Source organism: Spirosoma humi (genome assembly GCF_054776575.1).
The window spans coordinates 35,530-56,937 of record NZ_BAAHBR010000020.1 but is presented as its reverse complement, the minus strand read 5'-3'; the positions used below and the strand labels follow the sequence as shown (position 1 = coordinate 56,937).

The window sequence follows — 21,408 nt, the reverse complement described above, 5'->3', positions numbered from 1 at the left end:
CCTTTTGGCGAGTTGTCTTCCGAAAACAGCCGCGCAGCAGCCGCTTCAGGGGCTTATGACGCAGGTCGAATCTATTGGCGGTAAGAAGACCTATCTGGCATCTCCGTTCGTAACGGCTGGCAATCGGTTGTACATGGTTGGTCATCAGGACGGAAAGTTTCCAGATCTGGGCTGGCACATAACGGGCGAAATGGGCGGCATCTGGGATCATCCGATCAAATTGATGGATGGATTTACAGCGTCGATAACCATCAATCAACAACAGGTTTGCCTGACCAAAGCCGATACGTTCATTACCTATCCGTTTGCCAATAAGCACCTGTACCAACAGGTTGCCAACGGTCTGGACATTAAGCGATTTCAGTTTGTGCCCGACAACAAGGAAGCCCTGGTGGTGGAGTATACCTTCGTAAATAAGCAAGCCAGGCCGCTCACGCTGCAGTTTACCTGGACCGCCCATACCGATCTGCGCCCGACCTGGCTGGGCGAACGGACCAACATGGTCGATGCGCCGGACCAGGCAACCTGGCAGGCACAAACGCAGTCCTGGATCGCTAAAGATCAAAAAAATGACTGGTTCGTTGTTTTTGGTGCCACTAGTCCTACCCGCCAGCATCATCAAACTAAAGGCTGCGAATTTGTGTCGGCCGGAAAAGGGTGCACAGCTTCGCTGGTATATACGATCACGGTGCCCGCCAACGGAAAAACCCAACTACCGATTACCATTGCCGGTTCGTACAAATCGGCTGAAGCGGCCAACCGGACCTTTGCCGACGTCCAGAAAAATGCCTACATCTATTTGGCAAATAAGAAAAAGCGGTATGCTACCATTGACCAGTTGGCAGCCGTACAGGTACCGGATAAAAAACTGGAACAGGCATTTCGCTGGGTAAAATACAATACCGACTGGCTGATTCGGGAGGTGCCCGAAATGGGTCGGGGGCTGTCGGCAGGTTTGCCCGATTACCCGTGGTGGTTTGGGGCTGATGGCTGTTATACATTATCGGGCCTGATCACAACGGGACACCGGCAACTGGTGTATGATTCGGTTGATCTGCTGACCAGAATCTCCGAAAAGGAAAATGGCAACGGACGGATTATCCACGAAGTATCGACGAACGGCGCGGTTTACAATCCCGGCAACCTGAACGAAGTGCCCCAGTTTGCCAGTATGATTGCCGAAGTGTACCGATGGACAGGCGACAAAGACTTTTTGCGCAAGTATTTTCCGACGGTAAAAAAGGGAATGACCTGGTTGCTGGCGGAAAACGATAAAGACAAAAACCTGCTTCCTGATGGTTTCGGCATGATGGAAATACACGGCATGAACAGCGAAATGATCGATGTGGCGGTGTATACGCAGGAGGCTTTTGCCAATGCGACCTACATGGCGTCGGAACTCGGCGACAAAACGCTGGCGATGGAGTACCAGCGCAAGGCTTCTATCCTGAAAACGAAAATAAATACCGATTTCTGGGTGCCCGAAAGTGGTTCGTATGCTGACTTTATCGGCACGAAAGCCGAGGCCCTGGCGCTTGTGGAAGGGGCCCTTGTTCGGGCGGATACGCTGCACAAACCCTGGGCGGTCGAAGAACTGAAAGCAACCCGGCAACGGCTGCGCCAGTTGCCAGAGGAGACCAAAAAAGGCTTTGTGCTTCACCACAACTGGGTGGTCAATACCCCCATGGAAACGGGTGTGGCCGACCCCGACAAAGCAGCCATTGCGCTTCGGACGGCCAGTAAATTTACGAATCCTTTTGGGCTGTTTGTAACGGGGATCGACCGCGACGAATCGGCCGGAACCGACGAGGGGTCGTTCAATGTAAACAAAACCGTATTTACCTATACTGGGGCGGTGATGACCCTGCCAACGGGAGTGGCCGCCATTGGTGAAAACCGGTACGGCCACCCTGATGAAGCGTTGGGCTATCTCAAACGAATGACCAAAACGTTTAGCTATGCCTTGCCGGGCTCTATTTACGAGGTATCGCCGGACTACGGCATGGTTACCCAGGCCTGGAATATGTACAGTTACGCCGTACCGATCATCAAACAGTTTTTCGGGATTCGCCCGGAAGCGTCTCACAAAGTAATCGTTGTTCGGCCGCAAATGCCCAGCATCTGGAACAAAGCCCGTGTTGAAAAAGTGGCTGTAGGCGACAACATGGTATCCATGGACTATGCAAAAGCGGGCGCTCAGCTGACGTTACTGATTACCCAAAAAGAGCCGAACTGGACCGTGAAACTTGCTTTCCCCAAAGGCAAGTACCGTAACTGGCAGGTCAATGACAAAAAAGTATCCATACAGAGCGATACAGATTCTGATTTTGTCGAGCTAAAGGGTAGTTCGATACGTGTGCGTTTGCAATAAACCTGACCTGAATAGACACCCGGCCACTAAATCACAGCGCTCAATACGTTTTTGTCATGTCGGCGGGAATGGCTAGTACGAAATCGGCCAGATTTCGATTGTCGGCATCGGGCTTTTCAATATCCACTAATTCAATGGAAGAGAGCGTCAGGATTTTCAGGCCGGGCTGTTTCTGGCGCAGGTACCAGACAATGCCATCAAAATTCTTGGAATGGTAATCGCCGTTGAAGTGCAGCAAGGTCTGGCCGGGTTTCAGATTTTGCAGAATGAAATAGGCCATAGTGGCGTCCTTGACCGCTTGAGCCCGCGCAAAATTAGCCGTCATGTTGGGTTGTGCTCCGTGTGCGCTGTTGCCGGATTTGCTGTCCGTACCGCCCATCATCTCCATCATGGCTTTGTAGCCGGGTAAGGTCAGGTCGACGGGAATGGGCAGTGGCGCAATCTGGCGTTTCGCATCGGCCGATATCGTATCAAGGGCTGATAATCCTTGCCGGGAAACCAGCCGGGCATACCGACGCGGAATGTTGGTGGCCACGAACGGGATGTGCTGCTCACGGGCAAAATCGGTAATGGGTTTATAATCCGTATCGAAATTGGGCCACAAACGAGCCTGGGTAGCCAGCTCTTTACTGGTCGTTTTGCCCTGTACGTAATCGCTGAGCGCCAGCTGGTCGTCTGTTTCAAACATTTCGGCTCCCAGCACAAGGTTGCCTTTTTTGGCGGCTTGCAGGTCTTTGGTCAACTGAAATTCGAGCCAGTGACAGATTGGGTTGTTGTGCAGTTCGCCGAATAAAATAACGTCAGCCTCGTTTGCCTGGCGCAGCAATTTAGTGTAGCTGGTCGTTTTTAGGCCCGACGTATAGAAACGATAGGCGGGTTTGTCGTTCCGGAAAGCAAACGCCAGCAAACAAAGCAGCAGAATAGTAAGACGCATCAGATAAGTAGAAGTGGGCAGTTCAGACGTACTGCTGTAACCAATCTGTTTTATAATTGGTTACCCGTCTGTCTGTTAATGCCCTCCTTTTTATGAATCTGTTAGAAACGCTACGCCAATTTCCGGCTTTTGCCAATGTGCCGGATGCGCAATTACAATGGGTTATTGACCGGAGCGAAGAGGTGTCTTATCCCAAAGAGACCGTGCTCTACAAACCCCACGAACCCGTCGACCATCTACTATTGCTGCTGGAGGGTCGCCTTCGTATTGATGCCGGGGCCAACGGAGCCGACGATGAATTGATCGTCTATGGCGATCACGCTATTTTGGGGGTACTACCGTTTTCCCGGATGAAAGGCATGTCGAACCGGCTCATTACCGAGCGGCCAACAACGCTACTGCGGCTTCACCGCGACGACCTGCCTGATCTGGCCAAAAACTGCTACGAGCTTACCGAATCGCTGGTGCATCAAATGACGACCCGCGTCCGTGATTATACGAAGCTGACGCAGCAAAATGAGAAAATGGCCTCGCTGGGGCGCTTGTCGGCGGGGCTGGCTCACGAACTCAATAACCCCGTGGCAGCCGTTGTGCGCTCAGTCGATACACTCAATACACACTTGCGGGCCACTCCCGAAGCCTTCAAAGTCGTTATGAATCTTAACCTGACCGCTGGGCAGGTCGATTGCGTGACTGACGTGTTCTTCAAAAAACTGGACCAGCAATCGACCATCGACAGGCGTCAGTTAACCTTGCTCGAACGGACGAGTCTGGAAGATGACGTAACCGATTGGTTGGACGATCATGGCGTTGAGGATCATATGGATCTGGCAGGGCCCCTGGTCGACTACGGATTTACGGTCGACGATCTGGATTGGATACTTGAAAAGATTGGCGATGAAAATCTGGCCGGTGTCGCCAACTGGCTGGTCAACAACCTGGTGACCGAAAAGCTGGTGTCCGATATTGGCGAGGCTTCAAAGCGCATTGCCACCCTGATCGACTCCATCAAAAATTACACGCAGATGGATCGGGGCGTGGGTAAGCAGGAAGTTCAACTGGCCGAAGGCCTTCGCAATACGGTTACCCTGCTGGCCCATAAAATCAAGAGTAAGCAGATTGACTTAACCCTGACCATTGCCGATGACCTGCCCGTGGTTTGTGGCTGGCCCGGCGAGCTGAATCAGGTGTGGACCAACTTGATCGACAATGCCATCGACGCCATGCCGAATGGTGGCAAACTCGACATCATCAGCCAGCCCGACAGGCGATCGGAGGAAGAAGCGTTTGTCCTGACTAAGATCATCGACAATGGACCCGGCATTCCGGAAGACATACGGGATAAAATATTTGAGCCCTTTTTCACGACCAAAGAAATTGGCAAAGGCACCGGGCTCGGTCTCGATATTGTGCAAGGCATTATGAAACACCACAACGGGTCTATCAAGGTACAGTCGGAGCCCGGTCACACAGAATTTAGTGTTTGCTTACCCGTTTAACGAGTAAAAGAGTGCGTGACAACACTGCTTTAGCAGTAGATTTGTCAAACGCCACAACCACTTGTTTGCTCATTCACTCCGCTTTGGCGGTCCGATTTTGCTTCTATGAAACTACCCATTATTTTCTCCATCGACGATGATCCGCAGGTATTGCAGGCCATACAGCATGATCTGCGGCAGCAGTACCGAAAGAAATACCGGATTCTTTGCACCAACTCGGCCCAGGAGGCCCTTGATTCGTTGCCGGAGTTGAAGAAAAAGGGCGAAGAGGTAGCTCTTTTCCTGTCCGATCAGCGGATGCCAAGCATGACGGGTGTTGAATTTCTGACGCAGGCCCGAAAGGCGTTTCCGAATGCGAAACGGGTGCTGCTAACGGCTTACTCGGACATCGACGCGGCTGTACGGGCCATCAACGAAGTTCAACTGGATTATTACATTGCCAAGCCCTGGGACCCACCCGAAGAAAAACTGTATCCTGTACTGGACGATCTGCTGAGCGACTGGTTTTCCGATTACCGACCGCCCTCCGCAGGCTTAAAATTGGTTGGTTACCAGTTTTCGCCCCGTTCGCATGAGTTAAAGGATTTTTTGGCGGGCAATCTGTTTCCTTACCAATGGTTTGATATCGAAGGCAACGCTCAGGCCCAGGAACTGCTCGATTTACATGGATTAAGTGCCAGTGATTTGCCCATTGTTATCCTCGACAACGGAACCGCCCTTAGACAGCCGACGCTGGCTGATCTGGGCGAGAAACTTGGCTTACAGCCCAAAGCATCCGAAGAGTTATACGATTTGGCCATTATCGGCGCAGGCCCGGCTGGGTTGGCGGCTGCCGTGTATGGGGGCTCCGAAGGGTTGAGAACAATTCTGATTGACAAGCGTGCTCCGGGCGGGCAGGCTGGCACCAGTTCGCGGATTGAAAACTACCTGGGCTTTCCCAACGGCCTGAGTGGTGCCGACCTGACCCGGCGGGCCATCACGCAGGCCCAACGATTTGGCGTGGAGTTCCTGGCTCCGCAGGAAGTCGTGTCCATCCGGTCAGAGGGCCAGTATAAACACATTGCGCTGGGTGGTGGCAACGAAGTAGTAGCGCGGTCGATTATTTTGAGTACGGGCGTTTCGTATCACCAGCTGGACAACGAAAGTCTCAAGAAATATACGGGGGCGGGTGTCTACTACGGAGCCGCCACGACCGAAGCCCTGGCCTTCAAAGGCCAGCCCGTTTACGTTGTTGGTGGCGGGAATTCGGCGGGGCAGGGGGCCATGTACCTCTCCCGAACTGCTTCCGACGTGTATATCTGCGTGCGCCGACCCGATTTGTCCGAAACGATGTCACAGTATTTAATCGATCAAATCGATAACACGCCTAACATCACTGTACTTGGTTGTACCGAAGTCGTGGAGGGTTTGGGCAATGAGCGGCTGGAATGTCTGGTCCTGGAAAACATGGATACTAAAGAACGCCGGACAGTGCAGGCGGGTGGTCTCTTTATTTTCATCGGTACCAAACCCCTGACCGACTGGATTGAAATGGACATCATCAAAGACACCAAGGGATTCATTGCCACGGGCCGTGACCTGGCGAAGTACGCCGACTTCAAACAAGTCTGGCGATATAACCGGGAGCCGTTCTCGCTTGAAACCTGTAGCGCGGGTATTTTTGCCGCTGGCGATGTACGGGCCGGCGCCATGAACCGGGTTGCCTCGGCCGTTGGCGAAGGGGCCATGGCCGTAAGCTTCGTTCATAAATACCTGGCAGACAGTTAATGACTGTAGGGTGTATGGTGAAATACACCCTACGGCCTATATCCTACACGAGTACCTTCTATCATACATCCTTTCTTCTTATGGTTAAGCCGACAATTTGCTCCCATTTATCCGCAATCACGGAACTCCGTGTTGCCAGCGACTATGTTTGTGAAGAGTGCATCAAAACGGGCGATTCGTGGGTACATCTGCGTACCTGCCAGACCTGCGGAACGACACTTTGTTGCGATTCATCACCGAATAAACATGCAACGAAGCACTTTCGGGCGAGTGAACACCCGGTTGTTACGTCAGCCGAACCAGGTGAACGCTGGCTCTGGTGCTTTGTCGATGAACAAATGGCTGGTTACTGAACAAGGTGCTTCATTTAGCGGTTAGTAAGTAGTATTCTCCATAGACTTTCAGAGTACTTATAACGACAAATCTGAATGATTGCCGAACAAACGCTTACTCAGCAATATTACCACGTCCGGTTGCATTCCGAAGCTATATGCCGGGGCCTTGAAACAGAGGATTATGTCGTGCAGCCGGTCGTTGATGTTAGCCCACCCAAATGGCATTTGGGGCATACAACCTGGTTTTGGGAAACATTTGTACTAAAGCCAAATGTGCCTGATTACCGCATTTTTCACGCCGATTTTAGCTACGTTTTTAATAGTTATTACGAGACCGTTGGCAAACGGGTCTTACGCACCGACCGCGGGAACCTCAGCCGCCCAACGGTGGCGGGCGTGTATGCTTACCGTGCCTACGTAGACGAACAGATGAACCGTTTTCTGGACACGGCTGAGCTGTCTCCCGACCTTTATGCGCTGATTCTGCTGGGGCTCAACCACGAGCAGCAGCATCAGGAGCTGCTCATCACGGATATTAAATACATCCTGGGGCACAATCCGTTGCTTCCCGCTATCGAGATGCCTTTTCAGGAGCATCAATCGCAGCGGCCCAGACCGGATGCCGTATTGGCCGAAGGAATATATACCGTTGGTTATCGGCCAGCGAATGGTCAGGATGGGGACTCTTTCTACTTCGACAATGAGGTGGGGGCACATAACGTATACCTCAACAAAACAACACTTAGCGGGAATCTGGTTACGAATGAGGAATACCTGACATTCATTGAATCAGGTGGCTATCAGGATTTTCGACACTGGCTTTCCGATGGCTGGGCATGGGTAAAAGCAAATGATATTCAGGCACCTTTGTACTGGCACCGCATCGATGGCGAGTGGTGGCATTATACCGTTGATGGACTCCGGCTCATTGATCTGGATACGCCGGTTTGCCATGTGAGCCACTACGAAGCCGATGCCTATGCCCGTTGGTCCGGCCAGCGGCTGCCAACCGAATTTGAATGGGAAGCGAGTGCTTCACAACTCAACTGGGGTACGCGGTGGGAGTGGACAAACTCCGCTTATCTGCCTTATCCTGGTTTTATTACTGCCGAAGGGGCCGTGGGCGAATACAACGGCAAGTTTATGAGTGGACAGATGGTGTTGCGCGGGGCATCTGTAGCAACACCTGAAGGGCATTCCCGACCCACTTACCGCAATTTTTTTCAACCAGACAAGCGATGGCAGTATACGGGGATACGTTTAGTGAAGAACTAAAGGCAGTGGGCATGCTTCATGGAACCAGCGAAGTTGAGCGGAGAAGTGGGGAGACTGGACTGGTGATGGATGTGGTTGATAAACAACGATCGGACTTATCGGATTTTGCGAATGAGGTGCAAATGGGCTTACGGGCAACACCCAAGCGCCTGTCGTCCCGGTTCTTTTACGACGCTGAAGGAAGCCGACTGTTTGCCGAAATCATGCACTCGCCAGATTACTACCTGACCCGGTCGGAGTACGAAATCCTGGAAACGTACAAAGCGGATATGCTGCGGCAGTTTTCACCAGACAATCGGCCATTTGAATTGGTCGAACTGGGCGCAGGGGATGGCCTGAAAACAAAAATTCTGCTTGGTTTTTTCGAAGGCCAACACACTGATTTCACGTACGCGCCAGTCGACATTTCGGCCGATGCGCTTGCGGGCCTTGTGAGCGATGTACGCAGGCAGTGGCCTGATTTGCAGTTAAATCCGCGCCACGACGATTACTTCAGCGCGCTGGAGCTGCTTTCTCAGGAAACAGATAACCACAAGGTTGTCCTGTTTCTGGGCTCGAATATTGGCAACTTCACCCCCGATGACGCCGTTGGTTTTTATCAGCAACTGCATGACCGGCTTCGGCCCGGCGACATGGTGTTGACGGGTTTTGATCTGCAAAAACACCCGGCGGTCATTCACACAGCTTATAATGACCGGGCAGGCTTAACAAAAGCGTTTAACCTGAATCTGCTCCGGCGAATCAATCGTGAGCTGGATGCTACCTTCGATTTGGATGCGTTTGATCATTACGAGACCTACAATCCTGAAAATGGCGAAGCGCGATCGTATTTGGTCAGTCAGCAAGCGCAGACTGTAACGATCAGGGCGCTGGATACGGAGGTGTCCTTTCAAGCTGGCGAAATAATTCATACGGAGATCTCGCGTAAATTCAGTCGGGTACAGATCGAGCAATTAGCCAGACAAACGGGCTTCACTGTTGCGGGTTGGTTTACAGATAGCAAGGGTTATTTTGCTGACGTAGTCTTTATGCGTTAGTCAGCGAATGAACCTGTCGGGGATTTTGCAGAAACACATACCTAGGCTAATCTGCCATGGCATACCGATAATGACCGAATTTAAAGCCAAGCATAGTATGTCTGGCCTTGTTCCTATCGTTGATGCAAAAGAACATCCTGCCACAGGCGTTGAGGGGGTTGATGCTCTCGGTAGCTAAAAGCCTGATCCCAAAAGCAATGCTGAACAGGATCAGGAATCGGGTTTATTGAGTGCGTTTATTGGCTGAGCACTATGTCTTTACGAGCGTCAGCGAAAGAAACACCCATACACCAGCAAGCCCAGCCCGTTACGGGCTGGGCTTGCTGGTTTGAAATGAAAAGAATACGGTTTACTGCTTATCCCACCAAACGCGTGTGTCCAGATTGTCGGCCCCCTGCCGCGAAACGGCTTCCTGTCGGTTGGCTGTATTGACCGACTGCTCCGAATCAGGGTACGACAAGCGATTGATGAAATTGCCTTTTATTTCCTTGCCCGGATAGGGGTTAGGCGTCAGGACAGGAAACCCACTACGCCGGAAGTTTGCGAATACTTCAGGCCCATTTAGGAAGGAGGCTATCCAGTATTGGGTATTGATCAACTCAAGGCCTTTGGCCGCCGAATACGGATTTTTGGCTAAATAAGCGGCAATGTCGGCATCCGCTACCGCTGAGGTAGTTCCATAGTCGGCTAGCTGTTTCATGTGTGCCGTAACCCCGGCATTGTAGAAATCGGCAGCGCTACCGGTTGTCCAGGTGCGCTGGGCAGCTTCGGCCAGCAGCAATTGCGTTTGCGCATACGTGACCAGGTAGCAGGGGGCAAACTGGCTGCCCATGCGCGTACGGTCCAGTTGCGAATAGCCATAGAAGAAGGGAACACCAAGGTCGGTTGTAGCACGGGCTGTAATGGTGCCGTTATCGTAGCCAAGTGGCATGCCAATCTGCTGGGCTGGATCCCGAGTGGCCAGGGTCGCCGTTTGTTCCGGGCCACTTTTGGCCCCAACGTAGCGCACCGCAATGGACACCAGCCGTGGGTCGGATGTCGATTTAAGGTAATCGACAAACGTTTTGGTCAGGTAATAGTTGGCCGCTTCGGTCGAGTTAAGCGTGGCCCCTACGGCGTTGGTGTAGTTGGCGTTATTCCGAACCAGTGCGTTATCGGCGTTGGACTGCATAAGGCCGCCTGCAATGGCTTTCTGAACGGTCGATTGCGCCAGTGTGGGGTTCACCTTCGACAAACGCATGCCTACCCGAAGCAGCAGCGAGTTGCCAAACCGTTTCCATTTTGTGATGTCGCCACCATAGGTAATTTCACCAGCTTCAGTCGCTTTGGATGCGTCCAGGGCGGCTGTTGCTTCGGTAAGCTCCTTAATGAGGTCGTTATAAATACTTTCCTGCGTGTCGTACTTCGGCAATACGTTGCCCGAAATATACCCTGCACCAGCCTGACTGTACGGAATATCCCCGTAGCTGTCTGTCAATACGTTGAACGTATAAGCCTTCCAGATACGGGCCATGTTGTAGAGGTTGGTTCGGTTCGCATCGCTCTTGGTTTGGTTAACCACGTCGACCAGATAGCGAATGACGTTCTGGTAGTACTGCCGCCAGATCCCCCCATTCACGCCGGATGGACCCCGGTTGTCGATATTAAAATTACCACCGGCCACGATGCCTGAGTTCGGCGTGAACATTTGCTGAACCGTGGGCTCCTCGAAGGTCAGTATACTACCCGGAAAGGACGTGCCAACCATGGCATTATTAAACGTAAAAACGGGGTTAAGTGTCGTTGCCGCTGTTGGGTTGACGTTCAGTTCATCGAATCCTTTGTCGCAGCTGCTTGTGGTGAAAAGCAGGGCAACCAGCGGTATGTATAGGAGTGTTTTTTTCATGGAAAATGAGTTTTTCGTTTGAGGTTTGACGTTTGCAATGAGTTGACAATCTTTGGGTGTCAGCTCATTGCAAACGTCAAACGATTATCTCTAACTCGTTTAGAATTTAACATTCAGGTTAAAGCCCACACTGCGCGTGGTAGGTAAGCCCGTCGATTCCAAACCAATCAGGTTATCCGAGCTGAAGCCAAACTGTTCGGGGTCGATATTGGGTACCCATTTTTTAATGATGGCCACATTGTTCGCTACAGCGCTCAGGCGTACGCCTTTAATGAACAGGGTTTTGGGCAGGAGCTTACCGAAATCGTAGCCCAGGCTGATCTGACGCAGCTTCCATAAGCCAGCATCGTACAGTATCTGCTCGCCCAGGCTCTTGGAGCGACCCACCGAATAATAGTCCTGCACGAACGCGCGCACATTATTGGCTTCCCCTTTTTCGTTGACACCGGGTCCGACCATTTTGTTGTCTGCCTCACCACGACCGACCAGTGTTTCTTTCTGCAAACCATGCCGGAAAGCGTTCAGGTTGGTACCTGATATCATTTTTCCACCCAACTTAAAGTCGATCAGAAAAGATAAGGTTATGCCTCTGTAATTGAAACTGTTGGTAACACCACCAATATACCTGGGTAGGGCCGAACCGAACGAAATAGGCGAATCCGTTCTCACCGGAAGACCATCACTGCCATTGATCAGTTGCCCCTGTGCATCGCGCTTATAGCCGTATGTATACAACTGGCCTAACTCCTGACCGACTACCTGCCGCAGTTCACCGACGTAGATGCCCGTACCCACTACGATTTGCTCGGGCAATTTATCGTTGTTGTAATCTTTACCTGGGGTGCCATCATCATCGGTCACTAACTTGAGCAGCTTGGTCTTATTGTATGAACCGTTCAGGGTAATGTCCCAGAAGAAATCCTTGGTCCGTATGGGTGACAGGTTCAGTAAGACTTCAATGCCCCGGTTGCGGCTTTGGCCACTGTTGATGAGTGAACTCGTGTAGCCAGACGCATCAGAAGATTGCTTGGCAACGATCTGGTCGCTGGTGATCTTGTTATAAACCGCTACATCCAGGCCCACTCGGTTGTTGAACAGCTTCAATTCCAACCCTAATTCTGTTTCGGCTACGCGACTTGGTTTGAGTGTAGTGCTGGGAACCGTATTGGACGTGATATAGCCCAGTGGCTGGCCATTACCGGCAGGGTTCGGGAAGAGGTTCGCATTGACCGCGTAGAATAGGTTGTTCGAATACGGGCCTACATCGCCATCACTCCCCACTTCGGCATACGCAGCCCGGAACTTACCAAAATTCAGCCAGGAGGGCAATTTATTGAAGGCCTGTGAAAAAACGAAGCTACCCGTTACCGACGGATATAAAATACTGCGGTTTGCCGGAGACAGCGTCGAGAACCAATCGTTCCGAATGGTTCCGTTCAGGAAGAGGACGTCTTTGAACGAGAATTCAGCGGCTGCGTATAATGAGTTTACTTTCCGTTCGCTCAGGCTGTACTGCGGATCTTTTACCCGGCCATTCTGTGGCGTATACAGACCCCGGACAACAAAGTCGGTAGCCAGAACGCTGTTCAGATCAGACCGGCGATAAAGCTGGTTACCGCCCAGGGTCAGGTCGATGCCAAGAACGCCGAACTTGCGGTTAGCACCAATCAGGAAGTCGGTATTGACTTCGCGGAATCGACGGGCTTCCTGCACATAGGCCCCGTTAACAAAACCGGCTGGAGCGGCCGCCAGGGATGCCTGACCGGTAGGGAAGTTGTAATCCTGATCGCGCGACCAGTAATCCTGTCCTACCCGGCCCTGAATATAGAGCCAGTCGGTCACGTTGTAGCGGGCGGATATATTACCGAACAGACGATCCCGGCGGATATTCTCAAATTTGTTGTTGAGGACGAAATAAGGGTTTGTCCGGTTCATAAACCGCGAATAAATGAACTCATTGCCAGTGGCCGGGTTGATCTGGTTGGCTTCCAGCAGGTCGAGCGGCATGGAGTTGGCCAGTGTGTAAAGTACGGTTGGCGTACTGTTGTCCTGCTGAGCGATCTGGGGCGGGTTTTTGTTGTACTCGTTCGAGTAATTCATCGTACCGGTTACGGTTAGCCTCGACGATAGGTTGTAGCTGAAACCCAGGTTGATGGTTTTGCGATTGAACGAGTTGTTGCGGGTAATGCCCTTGTTATCCAGGTTGGAGATGGACAGGTTGAAGCCACCTTTCTCGTTACCAGATGAAACCGCAACCGAGTTGGTCATCGTTGACCCATCGCGGTAAAACGCGTTGATTCGATTCCGTACCGGTGTGTAAGGTACCGTTATACCCCCAAACAATACCTGCGTCTGCCCGGCAAACTTCTCCCCGAAGCTCCAGACGCCCGAGGTTGGGTTGGGTGCTGTTGGCCGAACGCCATACTCTCCCTGACCGTATTCATACTGATAATCGGTATAATCCAGCGGATGATCGCTGGTGTAGTTCATGTTATATGTAACGCCGATTCCCTGACTTAATCCTTTCGTTTTGGTCGTAATCAGAATAGCCCCGTCTTTTGCCCGCGAGCCATATAAAGCAGCCGCCGTACCACCTTTCAGAACCGTCATTCCTTCAATATCGTCGGGATTAATAGAAGACAGGCCGTCACCTCCGTCCGAGTAGTTACGGTCGCGGCTGCCGATAGAGTTATCGCTACCCGTATTCCCGTTGTTCTGGCCGAAGTTGGTGTTATCGACAGGGACGCCATTGATGACGATCAACGGGGTGTTCTGACCGGAGAAGGACGATTGGCCCCGAATACGAATTTTACTCGTACCGGCGGCCCCGGTACCGAGGCTGGATATATTAACCCCGGCAATTTTACCCTGTAGCGCATTTATAAAGTTAACGGACCGGTTCGTGGTTACTTGCTCGGGATTCACAATGGCCGTGGCGTACCCCAGGCGTTTGGCTTCTTTCTTGATGCCCAACGCTGTCACAACGACTTCGCCCAGGCTTTGCTCGGCTTCCTGAAGCGTCACCGTGAGCTGGGTTTGACTGCCTACTTCGACGGTATTGCCAGCATACCCAATGGCACTGAAGACCAGCGTAGCCTTGGCGGGAACGTTCAGTGTAAAATTCCCATTCCCATCTGTAGTTGTACCCAACTGGGTATTTCTGACTAAGATGTTTACGCCCGGTATGGGTTGCTGGTCTTTTCCGGACAGCACCCGGCCCGTAAGTCGGTGATCTTGTGCAAAAGCTGCCTGACTGATTAGAAAGGTAGCCCAAATGCCTACCAGAGCGGCACTAAGCCTTGTCCGTAGAGTACGTTTCATAGAATTGACAAATTGGTTTTGAGTTCATGTATTCAGATAAATGCAAAAATATCTTCCTATAGTAATACTAACCCCAAAGTGCGGTAATTGCTGTATCTACTTTAAATGGCTATCGTGAGAACCAGAGATTTCAAATCATCCCCTGAAAATTTGGAAAAAGAAAAATCATTATCCACCTTTGCCCATCAAACTAAGCGGCTATTCGTCGACGTAGCCCGTCAGCTTATGAAATTTGACCAACAACCAGCCAATCTGCGCTCAGTAGCCCGTCCGGTAGTCAATCAGCTAGCGCTGATGATGATGGGTATGTGTTGTTGTTGAGTGAAGTCTCTTCGCCTGCTCAAGTCCCAATAGGCCCAGTTAACGTCATTTTTTTACGGTAAACGATTGTTTACTTTTTTATTAACAACTTTACTATACTTAATCTGTATAGTAAATAGAAAATAAGAGCAAATCAATTTAAACGACACTAACGTTCAATCCAATGGTAGCATTATCTGGTAATTTGGCTTCTGTTCTTCCTGTACAAACCCTAAGCGCGGAGGAAACGGCTTTCTTTGAAAAAAATGGGTTTCTACATATCAAAAACTTCGTCAGTCGTGACGTAGTGCAAACGTTCCTGCGGGAATTGCAGCGTGTAGAAGCGGCCTGGATTGCCGAAGATGTTGATAAAATCAATGGTATCCCGATCAAATACGGCCGTGATGAAAATGGCCAACGTATCGTTCAACGTTTTGCGTTTACGTCGCTTTTCAGCCCCGTATTGCATGAATTTTTGCAGGATGAACGCCTGAAAGGCCTTACCAGTCTCCTGCAGCCCTACAGCGGCCGCATTGGTGAAGAGGAAAAAGATGGCCTGGTTGTCAACCACTATGTCCGCACGCCCGAAAGTAACTTTTCGCGTATGGGCTGGCATACCGATAGTCCGCGTGACCTGTTTCTCGGGCAACGTATCCGGCCGATGCTTAACGTAGGACTGCACCTGGACGACTGCCCGATGAGCAATGGAGGGCTGCGTGTATTGCCCGGTACGCATAAGCAAAACACGCTGCTGACGCTGTTCCGTAAACGTCAGTTTATCGACCACCGGCCCGATCCCCGCGAAGTTGGCTTTGATATTGAAGCGGGTGACCTGACCATTCACAACGGTAGTTTGTGGCATCGGGTTGAGCAGTCGCCGAATGTTGGGGCCGAGAGCCGTCGTCGGGTCATGTATATCCCGCTGGTTACGGGCGACTACCAGCCTAAAAATGCGGCTAGCAAAACGCCGTTTTATCACCGGCTAGGCGCTAAAATTCTTCGGTAAACTCACTTTTGTCAACTCAATTTCCATCGTTCCGGTATGCAGTATAATTGGCTGGCTCTTGCGGTTCCGTTGTTTCTGTTCTTCATGGGGTTGGAATATCTGGTGGCGAAACGGCAGGGTAAATCCTATTTCCGGTTCAATAGTTCGGTGGCTAATCTCAACGTCGGCATTGCCGAACGGTTGCTGGACACATTTACGACGGGCGCGTTCTACTTCGTCTACGAGTACTTGCATCGGCACTATGCCTTACTCGATATTCGGGCTAGCGTCTGGGGTTGGCTTGCCTTGCTGATCGCGACCGATTTTATCTGGTACTGGTATCATCGGTTGGCTCACGAAATCAACATATTCTGGGCTGTGCATGTCGTACATCACCAAAGCGAAGAGTTTAACTACACCGTTTCGGCTCGCATTACGGTATTTCAGGCGGTAGTGCGTACAGGCTTTTGGGCCATTCTGCCCATTGTCGGCTTCCCGGCTGAGATGATTACGGGGGTGCTGCTGATTCACGGGCTATATCCGTTCTTCATTCACACCCGTACCGTTGGCAAGTTGGGCTGGCTCGAATACGTGTTCGTGACGCCTTCGCACCACCGGGTGCATCATGCCAGTAACCCGCAATACCTGGACAAGAACTACGGCGACATGTTCATTATCTGGGATAAACTGTTTGGTACGTTTGCCGAAGAAAAGGAGGAACCCGTCTATGGGCTGACGAGACAGCTCGACAGTCACAGTTTTTTGTGGCAGCATTTTCATGGATTGCTCGAAGTAGTCGTAGCGATGCGACGAACTCCTGATCTGCGTGCGAAAGCAGCCGTGCTGTTTGGCCGGCCCGATACCGTCGATCCGGCTATTCGGGAAAAGCTGGAACAACAGTTTTTATCGGCGGATGCTGCGGGACGCTCGGCGGTACATAACAGCAGTCGTCGGTTTCGGGGTTATGTGAGCGGACAGTTGGCTGGCATACTCGCTATTCTGTTCGTTTTTCTGCTAATCGAGCGGTCGGTACCGGCTTCTCTACAACTACTGACCAGCTTGTTCATTCTGCTGACAGTAATCAACTGTGGCGCTTTGCTGGAGCAACGTCGCTGGGTGCTGTACCTGGAATTTGGCCGACTGGCGGTTCTGTGGCTGGCGCTGTATGCCACGCTGGGTGATCCCATGCTAATTGTTCTGGGGTATATCGGCAGCTTGTCGATCTGGGCCTATTTTTCACTCGTTCAGAAACGCTACTTCCAATTAGTGTATGGTGTGCACTAACCACGCTCCCCGTCTGCCCAAAAACAGGCTAGTGGCCAATTGACTATAAAAACCAGTAAACAGAAATAACTATGACTCTCGAATTTCAAAATGAACTGGGCGATATCCGTACGGTAAGCACACAGCAGCGCTTGAAAACGGTTCCGGTCAATCCACTAAAAACGGGCGATCTGGCTCCTTTTTTCAGCCTGTCCGGCGCACCGAATGACTGGCGGGCATCGGTTTTTGGCCAGAAATTATCGGGTGGCGAAACGTCTCTGCTCGACCTGGTCGATGAGCGCCCTCTGGTGGTCAGTTTTTACTGCCCTTGCTGGGGCCGATACGCGCGGCCCTACCTGAATTCGCTCATTCGGCTCAATCAGACATTGCTGGCCGTTGATGCCGAATTGGTTGTATTTTCCAACGAATCGCCCAGTATTCTGGCGCGTCAGGTGGGTAGCCTGGATTTTCGGGTCGCCTACGATGCTGAATCGACGGTGGCGCAGCGGTTTGGCGTTTACAGCGAAGATTATCCTGTCTGGGAGCGCGTGTCGGGTATTTCGGAAGATGCCTTTACGCCTGCCTTGTACGTAATTGGTCAGGATCGGCGGATTGCCTACCATTTTCTGGACGAAAACTTTGATCGTACCCTCGACTCGGAAGCGATTTCTTCCGTAATTGAGAACCTTAAGCCTGTTCATTATGCAACACATTAAGCAAACAGTAGGGCCACTCAATGGCTATTCACGGTGCTTTTTTGGCATGTGGTTTTTAGCAATGGCCGTGTCCGTAGGTTGGAAACACGCTGATGGTCCCTCCTACAAAGCACAGATCGACGAGTGGCACCAGAGTCGGGTGAAGTCCCTTAAAAGTGAAACGGGCTGGCTCAACCTTGCCGGGTTATTTTGGCTCAACGAGGGTAAGAACTCGCTTGGCCGTGGCACCGATTTCGATCTAGCTTTCCCGGCTACCGACGCCCCCGCCGATCTGGGCACGCTCTACCTCGAAAAAGGCAACGTGCGTTTTGTACCAGATGCGGCTAAAACGGTACTTGCCGATGGCAAGCCTGTTGTTGAACCGCTCGTTATTTTTGCGCCGGATACGAAGCCAACAGTGCTGGCCAATGGCTCGTTACGATGGTTCATCATCAAGCGGGGCGATAAATACGGGGTTCGGCTACGGGATTTAGAAAGCCCTTATCTGAAAGAGTTTCAGGCTATTGACCGCTACCCGGTTGATGAAAGCTGGCGGGTGAAAGCGCGTTTCGACGCGCCGTCTTCACCGAAAACGATCCCGATCATTGACGTACTGGGCATCACCTCGCAACAGCCGCTGGCGGGTACGCTGGTTTTTGAACGGGCGGGGAAAACGTACCGGTTGGATGCCGTTGGCGAAGGAGAAAAGCTGTTTATTCTCTTCGGCGATAACACAAACGCGCACGAAACCTACGGTTCAGGCCGGTTCCTGTACGCCGATAAACCCGTCTCTGGTAGTGGAAGTGCCGGTTCCGGGACGGAAAAAGGACTAGTTACCCTTGATTTTAATCAGGCCATTAACCCGCCCTGCGCGTTTACTCCCTACGCCACCTGCCCGATACCACCCAAACAAAACAAGCTGGCGCTGGCTGTAACCGCTGGCGAAAAGCGTTATGGTGATCATTGACAGACTCGGCGGTGAAAGAATGTAAACCAGGTCAGAATGAGTACACAAAAATTAGAGAGGACAGGAGCCAGGCTTACCACTAAACTACCAAACGTAGGCACAACGATTTTTACCGTTATGTCTAAACTGGCGGCAGAAACGGGTGCCATCAACTTGTCGCAGGGCTTCCCCGGTTTCGACTGCTCGCCCGAGTTGGTGTCGCTGGTCGAGCAGTATATGCGGAAAGGCTTCAACCAGTATGCGCCCATGACCGGCGTGCCCGCCCTGCGCGAAGCCCTGGCCCAGAAAACGTTTGAACAATACGGGGTCGCCTATGATCCGGAAACGGAAGTGACCGTTACGTCGGGTGCGACGGAGGCAATCTTTGCGGCTGTGGCAGCCGTGGTGCGCCCCGGCGATGAAGTGCTGGTCTTTGAACCCGCTTACGATAGTTATGTGCCCGCCATCGAACTCAACGGTGGTACTCCTGTTTATGTGACGCTCACCCCATCCGACGAATCCACGCCCGGCGTGGATTCGCCGGATTACGCCATCGATTGGCAGGTTGTGCGGGCGAAGATTACGGACAAGACAAGGCTTATTTTAGTCAATACGCCCCACAATCCAACGGGCCACGTCTGGACAACTGACGACCTGAACCAACTCGCGGAGCTAATAGCCGATCGTGCCATCTGGATTGTGAGCGACGAAGTGTACGAACACATTCTGTTCGATGGGCGGACTCACCAGTCACTCATGATGCATCCGGTGTTGCAGGAGCGCACGTTCGTGGTTGGTTCATTTGGAAAAACGTATCACATTACCGGCTGGAAAATAGGCTATTGCCTGGCCCCGAAAAATCTCAGCGTCGAGTTTCGTAAAATTCACCAATACCTGACATTTAGTACGGTCACGCCCATTCAATACGCCCTGGCCGATTACCTGAAACAGCCAGCGCACTATCAGCAATTATCCGCTTTCTATCAGCGTAAGCGCGATCTGTTTCTGGATGGTTTACGTGGTTCACGATTCACGATCAAACCGGCCGAGGGTAGTTTTTTTCAAACCGTTTCGTACGCGGCCATTACCCGCGAGCCCGACTACGAGCTGGCCGTAAGGCTTACCAACGAGATTGGTGTAGCCTCCATTCCCGTATCCGTGTTTTACCACCAGAAAAACGACTACAACGTTCTGCGCTTCTGTTTTGCCAAAGACGACGACGTTTTGCAGGAAGCCGCCGATCGGTTGAGTAAATTGTGAGTGTTCTCGTACAGACCGCCGGAATGGTAACTTGATCGTCTCTGTGGTGCGGTCGGCGCTCCGATCCTCACGGACCACGGAAAGACCCGGAAGAAATCAATTATGGAATGATGCACACCGGCTTAGCCAGTCCCAAACCAGATAACGAACCACAACCCCAGTATTAACCAGCCATGCCTCGTATTACGCCCCTGCCTGCCATTGAAGCGACGCCTGCTATCGACGCAGCTTTTAAGGCTCACGTTACGGATTACCCTGGTAGCCGCATCACCAATATGAAAGCCACGCTGGGCCGCTCGTTGCTGGCTTTTCAGGTGTACATGTACTGGTACCCGTTGTACGAAGAGGTAAAGAAAATTGTGGGTGATCGACAGGCGTATCTGTTTGCACATGCTATTTCGGAAGGGTCGAACTGCCCGCTGTGCACAACCTTTTTCCGGCGTATCATTATCGACAATGGTGAACGCCCCGAAGACCTTCAGCTAACGGCACCCGAGCAGACACTCGTTGATTTCGGCAGCGCCATTGCCCAGCATAAAGGCGAAATTTCGGATGAACTGTATACGCCCATTGCCGACCGCTACACCGATCAGCAGATTGTGGTGCTGGTGGCATTTGCAGGACAGATGATTGCCACTAATGTGTTCAACAACGTGCTGGATGTGACTATTGATGAATATCTCTATCCGTATTTGCCCTTAACCAACCAAACTCAACCGTAGCCAATGGCTGAATTACAAGGCAAAGTCGCGTTTATTACCGGAGCTGCTCATGGACAGGGGCGGGCCGTGGCTCTGGCACTAGCCAAGGAAGGTGCCCAGATTGTCGCCTTCGATCTGGCCAAACCATTGGCATATCCCGGTTATGCACTCGGCTCCGAAAGCGAGCTGGATTCACTAATCCGTGAGGTAGAATCCCTGGGTAGTTCCTGCCTGACAGCTCAGGGCGATGTCCGGCGCGATGAAGATATCAAACGGGCTGTTGATGTTGCCATGACGCGTTTTGGCCGTATTGATATATTGTTTAACAATGCGGGCATCTGTGCGTATGGTCTCGTTCATGAATTACCTGAAGATGAATGGGATGCCATAATCGATATTAATCTGAAAGGCGCCTGGCTGGTGGCCCGGCGCGTGATCCCGGTCATGATGGAGCAGAAATCGGGCGTTATCATCAATAATTCATCCATTGCCGGGCTTCGCGGTATGAACCGGCTAAGCCATTATGCCGCTTCGAAATGGGGCCTGGTCGGCCTGACGAAGTCGTGGGCCATTGAACTGGCTCCGTATACTATCCGGGTCAACTCGATTCACCCGACGGGCGTTAATACGCCGATGAACGATGGACTGGCTGAACTGGAAGGCACCACGACACAGGAAATTGCCGAACGTTCGGCGGGGAACCTGCTGCCCGTACCCTGGGTAGAACCGGAAGATGTTTCGGCGATGGTGCTGTTTCTGGTATCGGATAAGTCCCGCTACGTAACCGGTTCACAGTTTGTGCTGGATGCGGGCCTACTAACGCGTTGATTCGCA

General features: G+C 51.8%; 16 protein-coding genes. 13 read left to right on the top strand and 3 right to left on the bottom strand.

Features of this window, described 5'->3' with window-relative positions; all coding sequences use genetic code 11:
• Positions 1-4: 4 nt before the first annotated feature.
• Positions 5-2,371, top strand: a complete 2,367-nt coding sequence (locus ACYU8Y_RS26690; RefSeq protein ID WP_460941271.1) for an alpha-L-rhamnosidase-related protein — start codon at positions 5-7, stop codon at positions 2,369-2,371.
• 40 nt (positions 2,372-2,411) lie between these two features.
• Here ACYU8Y_RS26690 and ACYU8Y_RS26685 read toward each other — a convergent pair whose 3' ends face one another.
• Positions 2,412-3,305 carry a ChaN family lipoprotein gene (locus tag ACYU8Y_RS26685; protein WP_460941270.1) on the bottom strand — a complete coding sequence of 298 codons (894 nt, stop codon included), beginning with the start codon at positions 3,303-3,305 and terminating at the stop codon, positions 2,412-2,414.
• A gap of 92 nt (positions 3,306-3,397) precedes the next feature.
• Here ACYU8Y_RS26685 and ACYU8Y_RS26680 point away from each other — a divergent pair, with 92 nt between their 5' ends.
• The 5 genes from ACYU8Y_RS26680 to egtD all read left to right on the top strand — a co-directional run bounded on the left by ACYU8Y_RS26680 (position 3,398) and on the right by egtD (position 9,218).
• Positions 3,398-4,804, top strand: coding sequence for an ATP-binding protein (locus tag ACYU8Y_RS26680; RefSeq protein ID WP_460941269.1), 1,407 nt, complete (start codon positions 3,398-3,400; stop codon positions 4,802-4,804).
• A gap of 105 nt (positions 4,805-4,909) precedes the next feature.
• Positions 4,910-6,571 carry an NAD(P)/FAD-dependent oxidoreductase gene (locus tag ACYU8Y_RS26675; RefSeq protein WP_460941268.1) on the top strand — a complete coding sequence of 554 codons (1,662 nt, stop codon included), beginning with the start codon at positions 4,910-4,912 and terminating at the stop codon, positions 6,569-6,571.
• A gap of 80 nt (positions 6,572-6,651) precedes the next feature.
• Positions 6,652-6,924 (top strand): UBP-type zinc finger domain-containing protein, encoded by a 273-nt coding sequence (locus ACYU8Y_RS26670; RefSeq protein WP_460941266.1) that lies wholly within the window; start codon positions 6,652-6,654, stop codon positions 6,922-6,924.
• Positions 6,925-6,999: 75 nt separating this feature from the next.
• Positions 7,000-8,181: an ergothioneine biosynthesis protein EgtB gene (egtB, locus tag ACYU8Y_RS26665; protein WP_460941265.1), complete on the top strand. Its 1,182-nt coding sequence runs from the start codon at positions 7,000-7,002 to the stop codon at positions 8,179-8,181.
• Complete coding sequence (gene egtD, locus ACYU8Y_RS26660) at positions 8,145-9,218, top strand: L-histidine N(alpha)-methyltransferase (protein ID WP_460941264.1); 1,074 nt, start codon at positions 8,145-8,147, stop codon at positions 9,216-9,218. Before egtB ends, egtD begins: the two co-directional genes overlap by 37 nt.
• A 349-nt stretch (positions 9,219-9,567) precedes the next feature.
• Here egtD and ACYU8Y_RS26655 read toward each other — a convergent pair whose 3' ends face one another.
• Both ACYU8Y_RS26655 and ACYU8Y_RS26650 read right to left on the bottom strand, forming a co-directional pair.
• Complete coding sequence (locus ACYU8Y_RS26655; protein WP_460941263.1) at positions 9,568-11,103, bottom strand: SusD/RagB family nutrient-binding outer membrane lipoprotein; 1,536 nt, start codon at positions 11,101-11,103, stop codon at positions 9,568-9,570.
• A gap of 99 nt (positions 11,104-11,202) precedes the next feature.
• Positions 11,203-14,424, bottom strand: a complete 3,222-nt coding sequence (locus ACYU8Y_RS26650) for a SusC/RagA family TonB-linked outer membrane protein (RefSeq protein ID WP_460941262.1) — start codon at positions 14,422-14,424, stop codon at positions 11,203-11,205.
• Between the two features lie 484 nt (positions 14,425-14,908).
• Between ACYU8Y_RS26650 and ACYU8Y_RS26645 the strand changes: the two genes are divergently transcribed.
• From ACYU8Y_RS26645 to ACYU8Y_RS26615, 7 genes are all read left to right on the top strand, one after another.
• Positions 14,909-15,730, top strand: a complete 822-nt coding sequence (locus ACYU8Y_RS26645; protein ID WP_460941261.1) for a phytanoyl-CoA dioxygenase family protein — start codon at positions 14,909-14,911, stop codon at positions 15,728-15,730.
• Positions 15,731-15,766: 36 nt separating this feature from the next.
• Positions 15,767-16,993, top strand: a complete 1,227-nt coding sequence (locus ACYU8Y_RS26640) for a sterol desaturase family protein (protein ID WP_460941259.1) — start codon at positions 15,767-15,769, stop codon at positions 16,991-16,993.
• Between the two features lie 71 nt (positions 16,994-17,064).
• Positions 17,065-17,688, top strand: a complete 624-nt coding sequence (locus ACYU8Y_RS26635) for a redoxin domain-containing protein (RefSeq protein WP_460941258.1) — start codon at positions 17,065-17,067, stop codon at positions 17,686-17,688.
• Positions 17,675-18,634, top strand: coding sequence for a DUF1684 domain-containing protein (locus tag ACYU8Y_RS26630; protein ID WP_460941257.1), 960 nt, complete (start codon positions 17,675-17,677; stop codon positions 18,632-18,634). The genes ACYU8Y_RS26635 and ACYU8Y_RS26630 overlap by 14 nt, the downstream gene beginning before the upstream one ends.
• A gap of 36 nt (positions 18,635-18,670) precedes the next feature.
• A complete protein-coding gene (locus ACYU8Y_RS26625) occupies positions 18,671-19,873 on the top strand; it encodes a methionine aminotransferase (RefSeq protein WP_460941256.1) in 1,203 nt (400 codons plus the stop codon).
• Positions 19,874-20,046: 173 nt separating this feature from the next.
• Positions 20,047-20,595: a carboxymuconolactone decarboxylase family protein gene (locus ACYU8Y_RS26620; RefSeq protein WP_460941255.1), complete on the top strand. Its 549-nt coding sequence runs from the start codon at positions 20,047-20,049 to the stop codon at positions 20,593-20,595.
• Between the two features lie 3 nt (positions 20,596-20,598).
• Complete coding sequence (locus ACYU8Y_RS26615) at positions 20,599-21,402, top strand: mycofactocin-coupled SDR family oxidoreductase (RefSeq protein ID WP_460941254.1); 804 nt, start codon at positions 20,599-20,601, stop codon at positions 21,400-21,402.
• The last annotated feature ends 6 nt before the right edge of the window (positions 21,403-21,408 follow it).

Excerpts from the sequence above, each read along its gene's own strand:
- ACYU8Y_RS26685 (WP_460941270.1), bottom strand. The coding sequence starts at position 3,305 with ATGCGTCTTACTATTCTGCTGCTTTGTTTGCTGGCGTTTGCTTTCCGG.
- ACYU8Y_RS26680 (WP_460941269.1), top strand. The coding sequence starts at position 3,398 with ATGAATCTGTTAGAAACGCTACGCCAATTTCCGGCTTTTGCCAATGTG.
- ACYU8Y_RS26675 (WP_460941268.1), top strand. The coding sequence starts at position 4,910 with ATGAAACTACCCATTATTTTCTCCATCGACGATGATCCGCAGGTATTG.
- ACYU8Y_RS26670 (WP_460941266.1), top strand. The coding sequence starts at position 6,652 with ATGGTTAAGCCGACAATTTGCTCCCATTTATCCGCAATCACGGAACTC.
- egtB (WP_460941265.1), top strand. The coding sequence starts at position 7,000 with ATGATTGCCGAACAAACGCTTACTCAGCAATATTACCACGTCCGGTTG.
- egtD (WP_460941264.1), top strand. The coding sequence starts at position 8,145 with ATGGCAGTATACGGGGATACGTTTAGTGAAGAACTAAAGGCAGTGGGC.
- ACYU8Y_RS26655 (WP_460941263.1), bottom strand. The coding sequence starts at position 11,103 with ATGAAAAAAACACTCCTATACATACCGCTGGTTGCCCTGCTTTTCACC.
- ACYU8Y_RS26650 (WP_460941262.1), bottom strand. The coding sequence starts at position 14,424 with ATGAAACGTACTCTACGGACAAGGCTTAGTGCCGCTCTGGTAGGCATT.
- ACYU8Y_RS26645 (WP_460941261.1), top strand. The coding sequence starts at position 14,909 with ATGGTAGCATTATCTGGTAATTTGGCTTCTGTTCTTCCTGTACAAACC.
- ACYU8Y_RS26640 (WP_460941259.1), top strand. The coding sequence starts at position 15,767 with ATGCAGTATAATTGGCTGGCTCTTGCGGTTCCGTTGTTTCTGTTCTTC.
- ACYU8Y_RS26635 (WP_460941258.1), top strand. The coding sequence starts at position 17,065 with ATGACTCTCGAATTTCAAAATGAACTGGGCGATATCCGTACGGTAAGC.
- ACYU8Y_RS26630 (WP_460941257.1), top strand. The coding sequence starts at position 17,675 with ATGCAACACATTAAGCAAACAGTAGGGCCACTCAATGGCTATTCACGG.
- ACYU8Y_RS26625 (WP_460941256.1), top strand. The coding sequence starts at position 18,671 with ATGAGTACACAAAAATTAGAGAGGACAGGAGCCAGGCTTACCACTAAA.
- ACYU8Y_RS26620 (WP_460941255.1), top strand. The coding sequence starts at position 20,047 with ATGCCTCGTATTACGCCCCTGCCTGCCATTGAAGCGACGCCTGCTATC.
- ACYU8Y_RS26615 (WP_460941254.1), top strand. The coding sequence starts at position 20,599 with ATGGCTGAATTACAAGGCAAAGTCGCGTTTATTACCGGAGCTGCTCAT.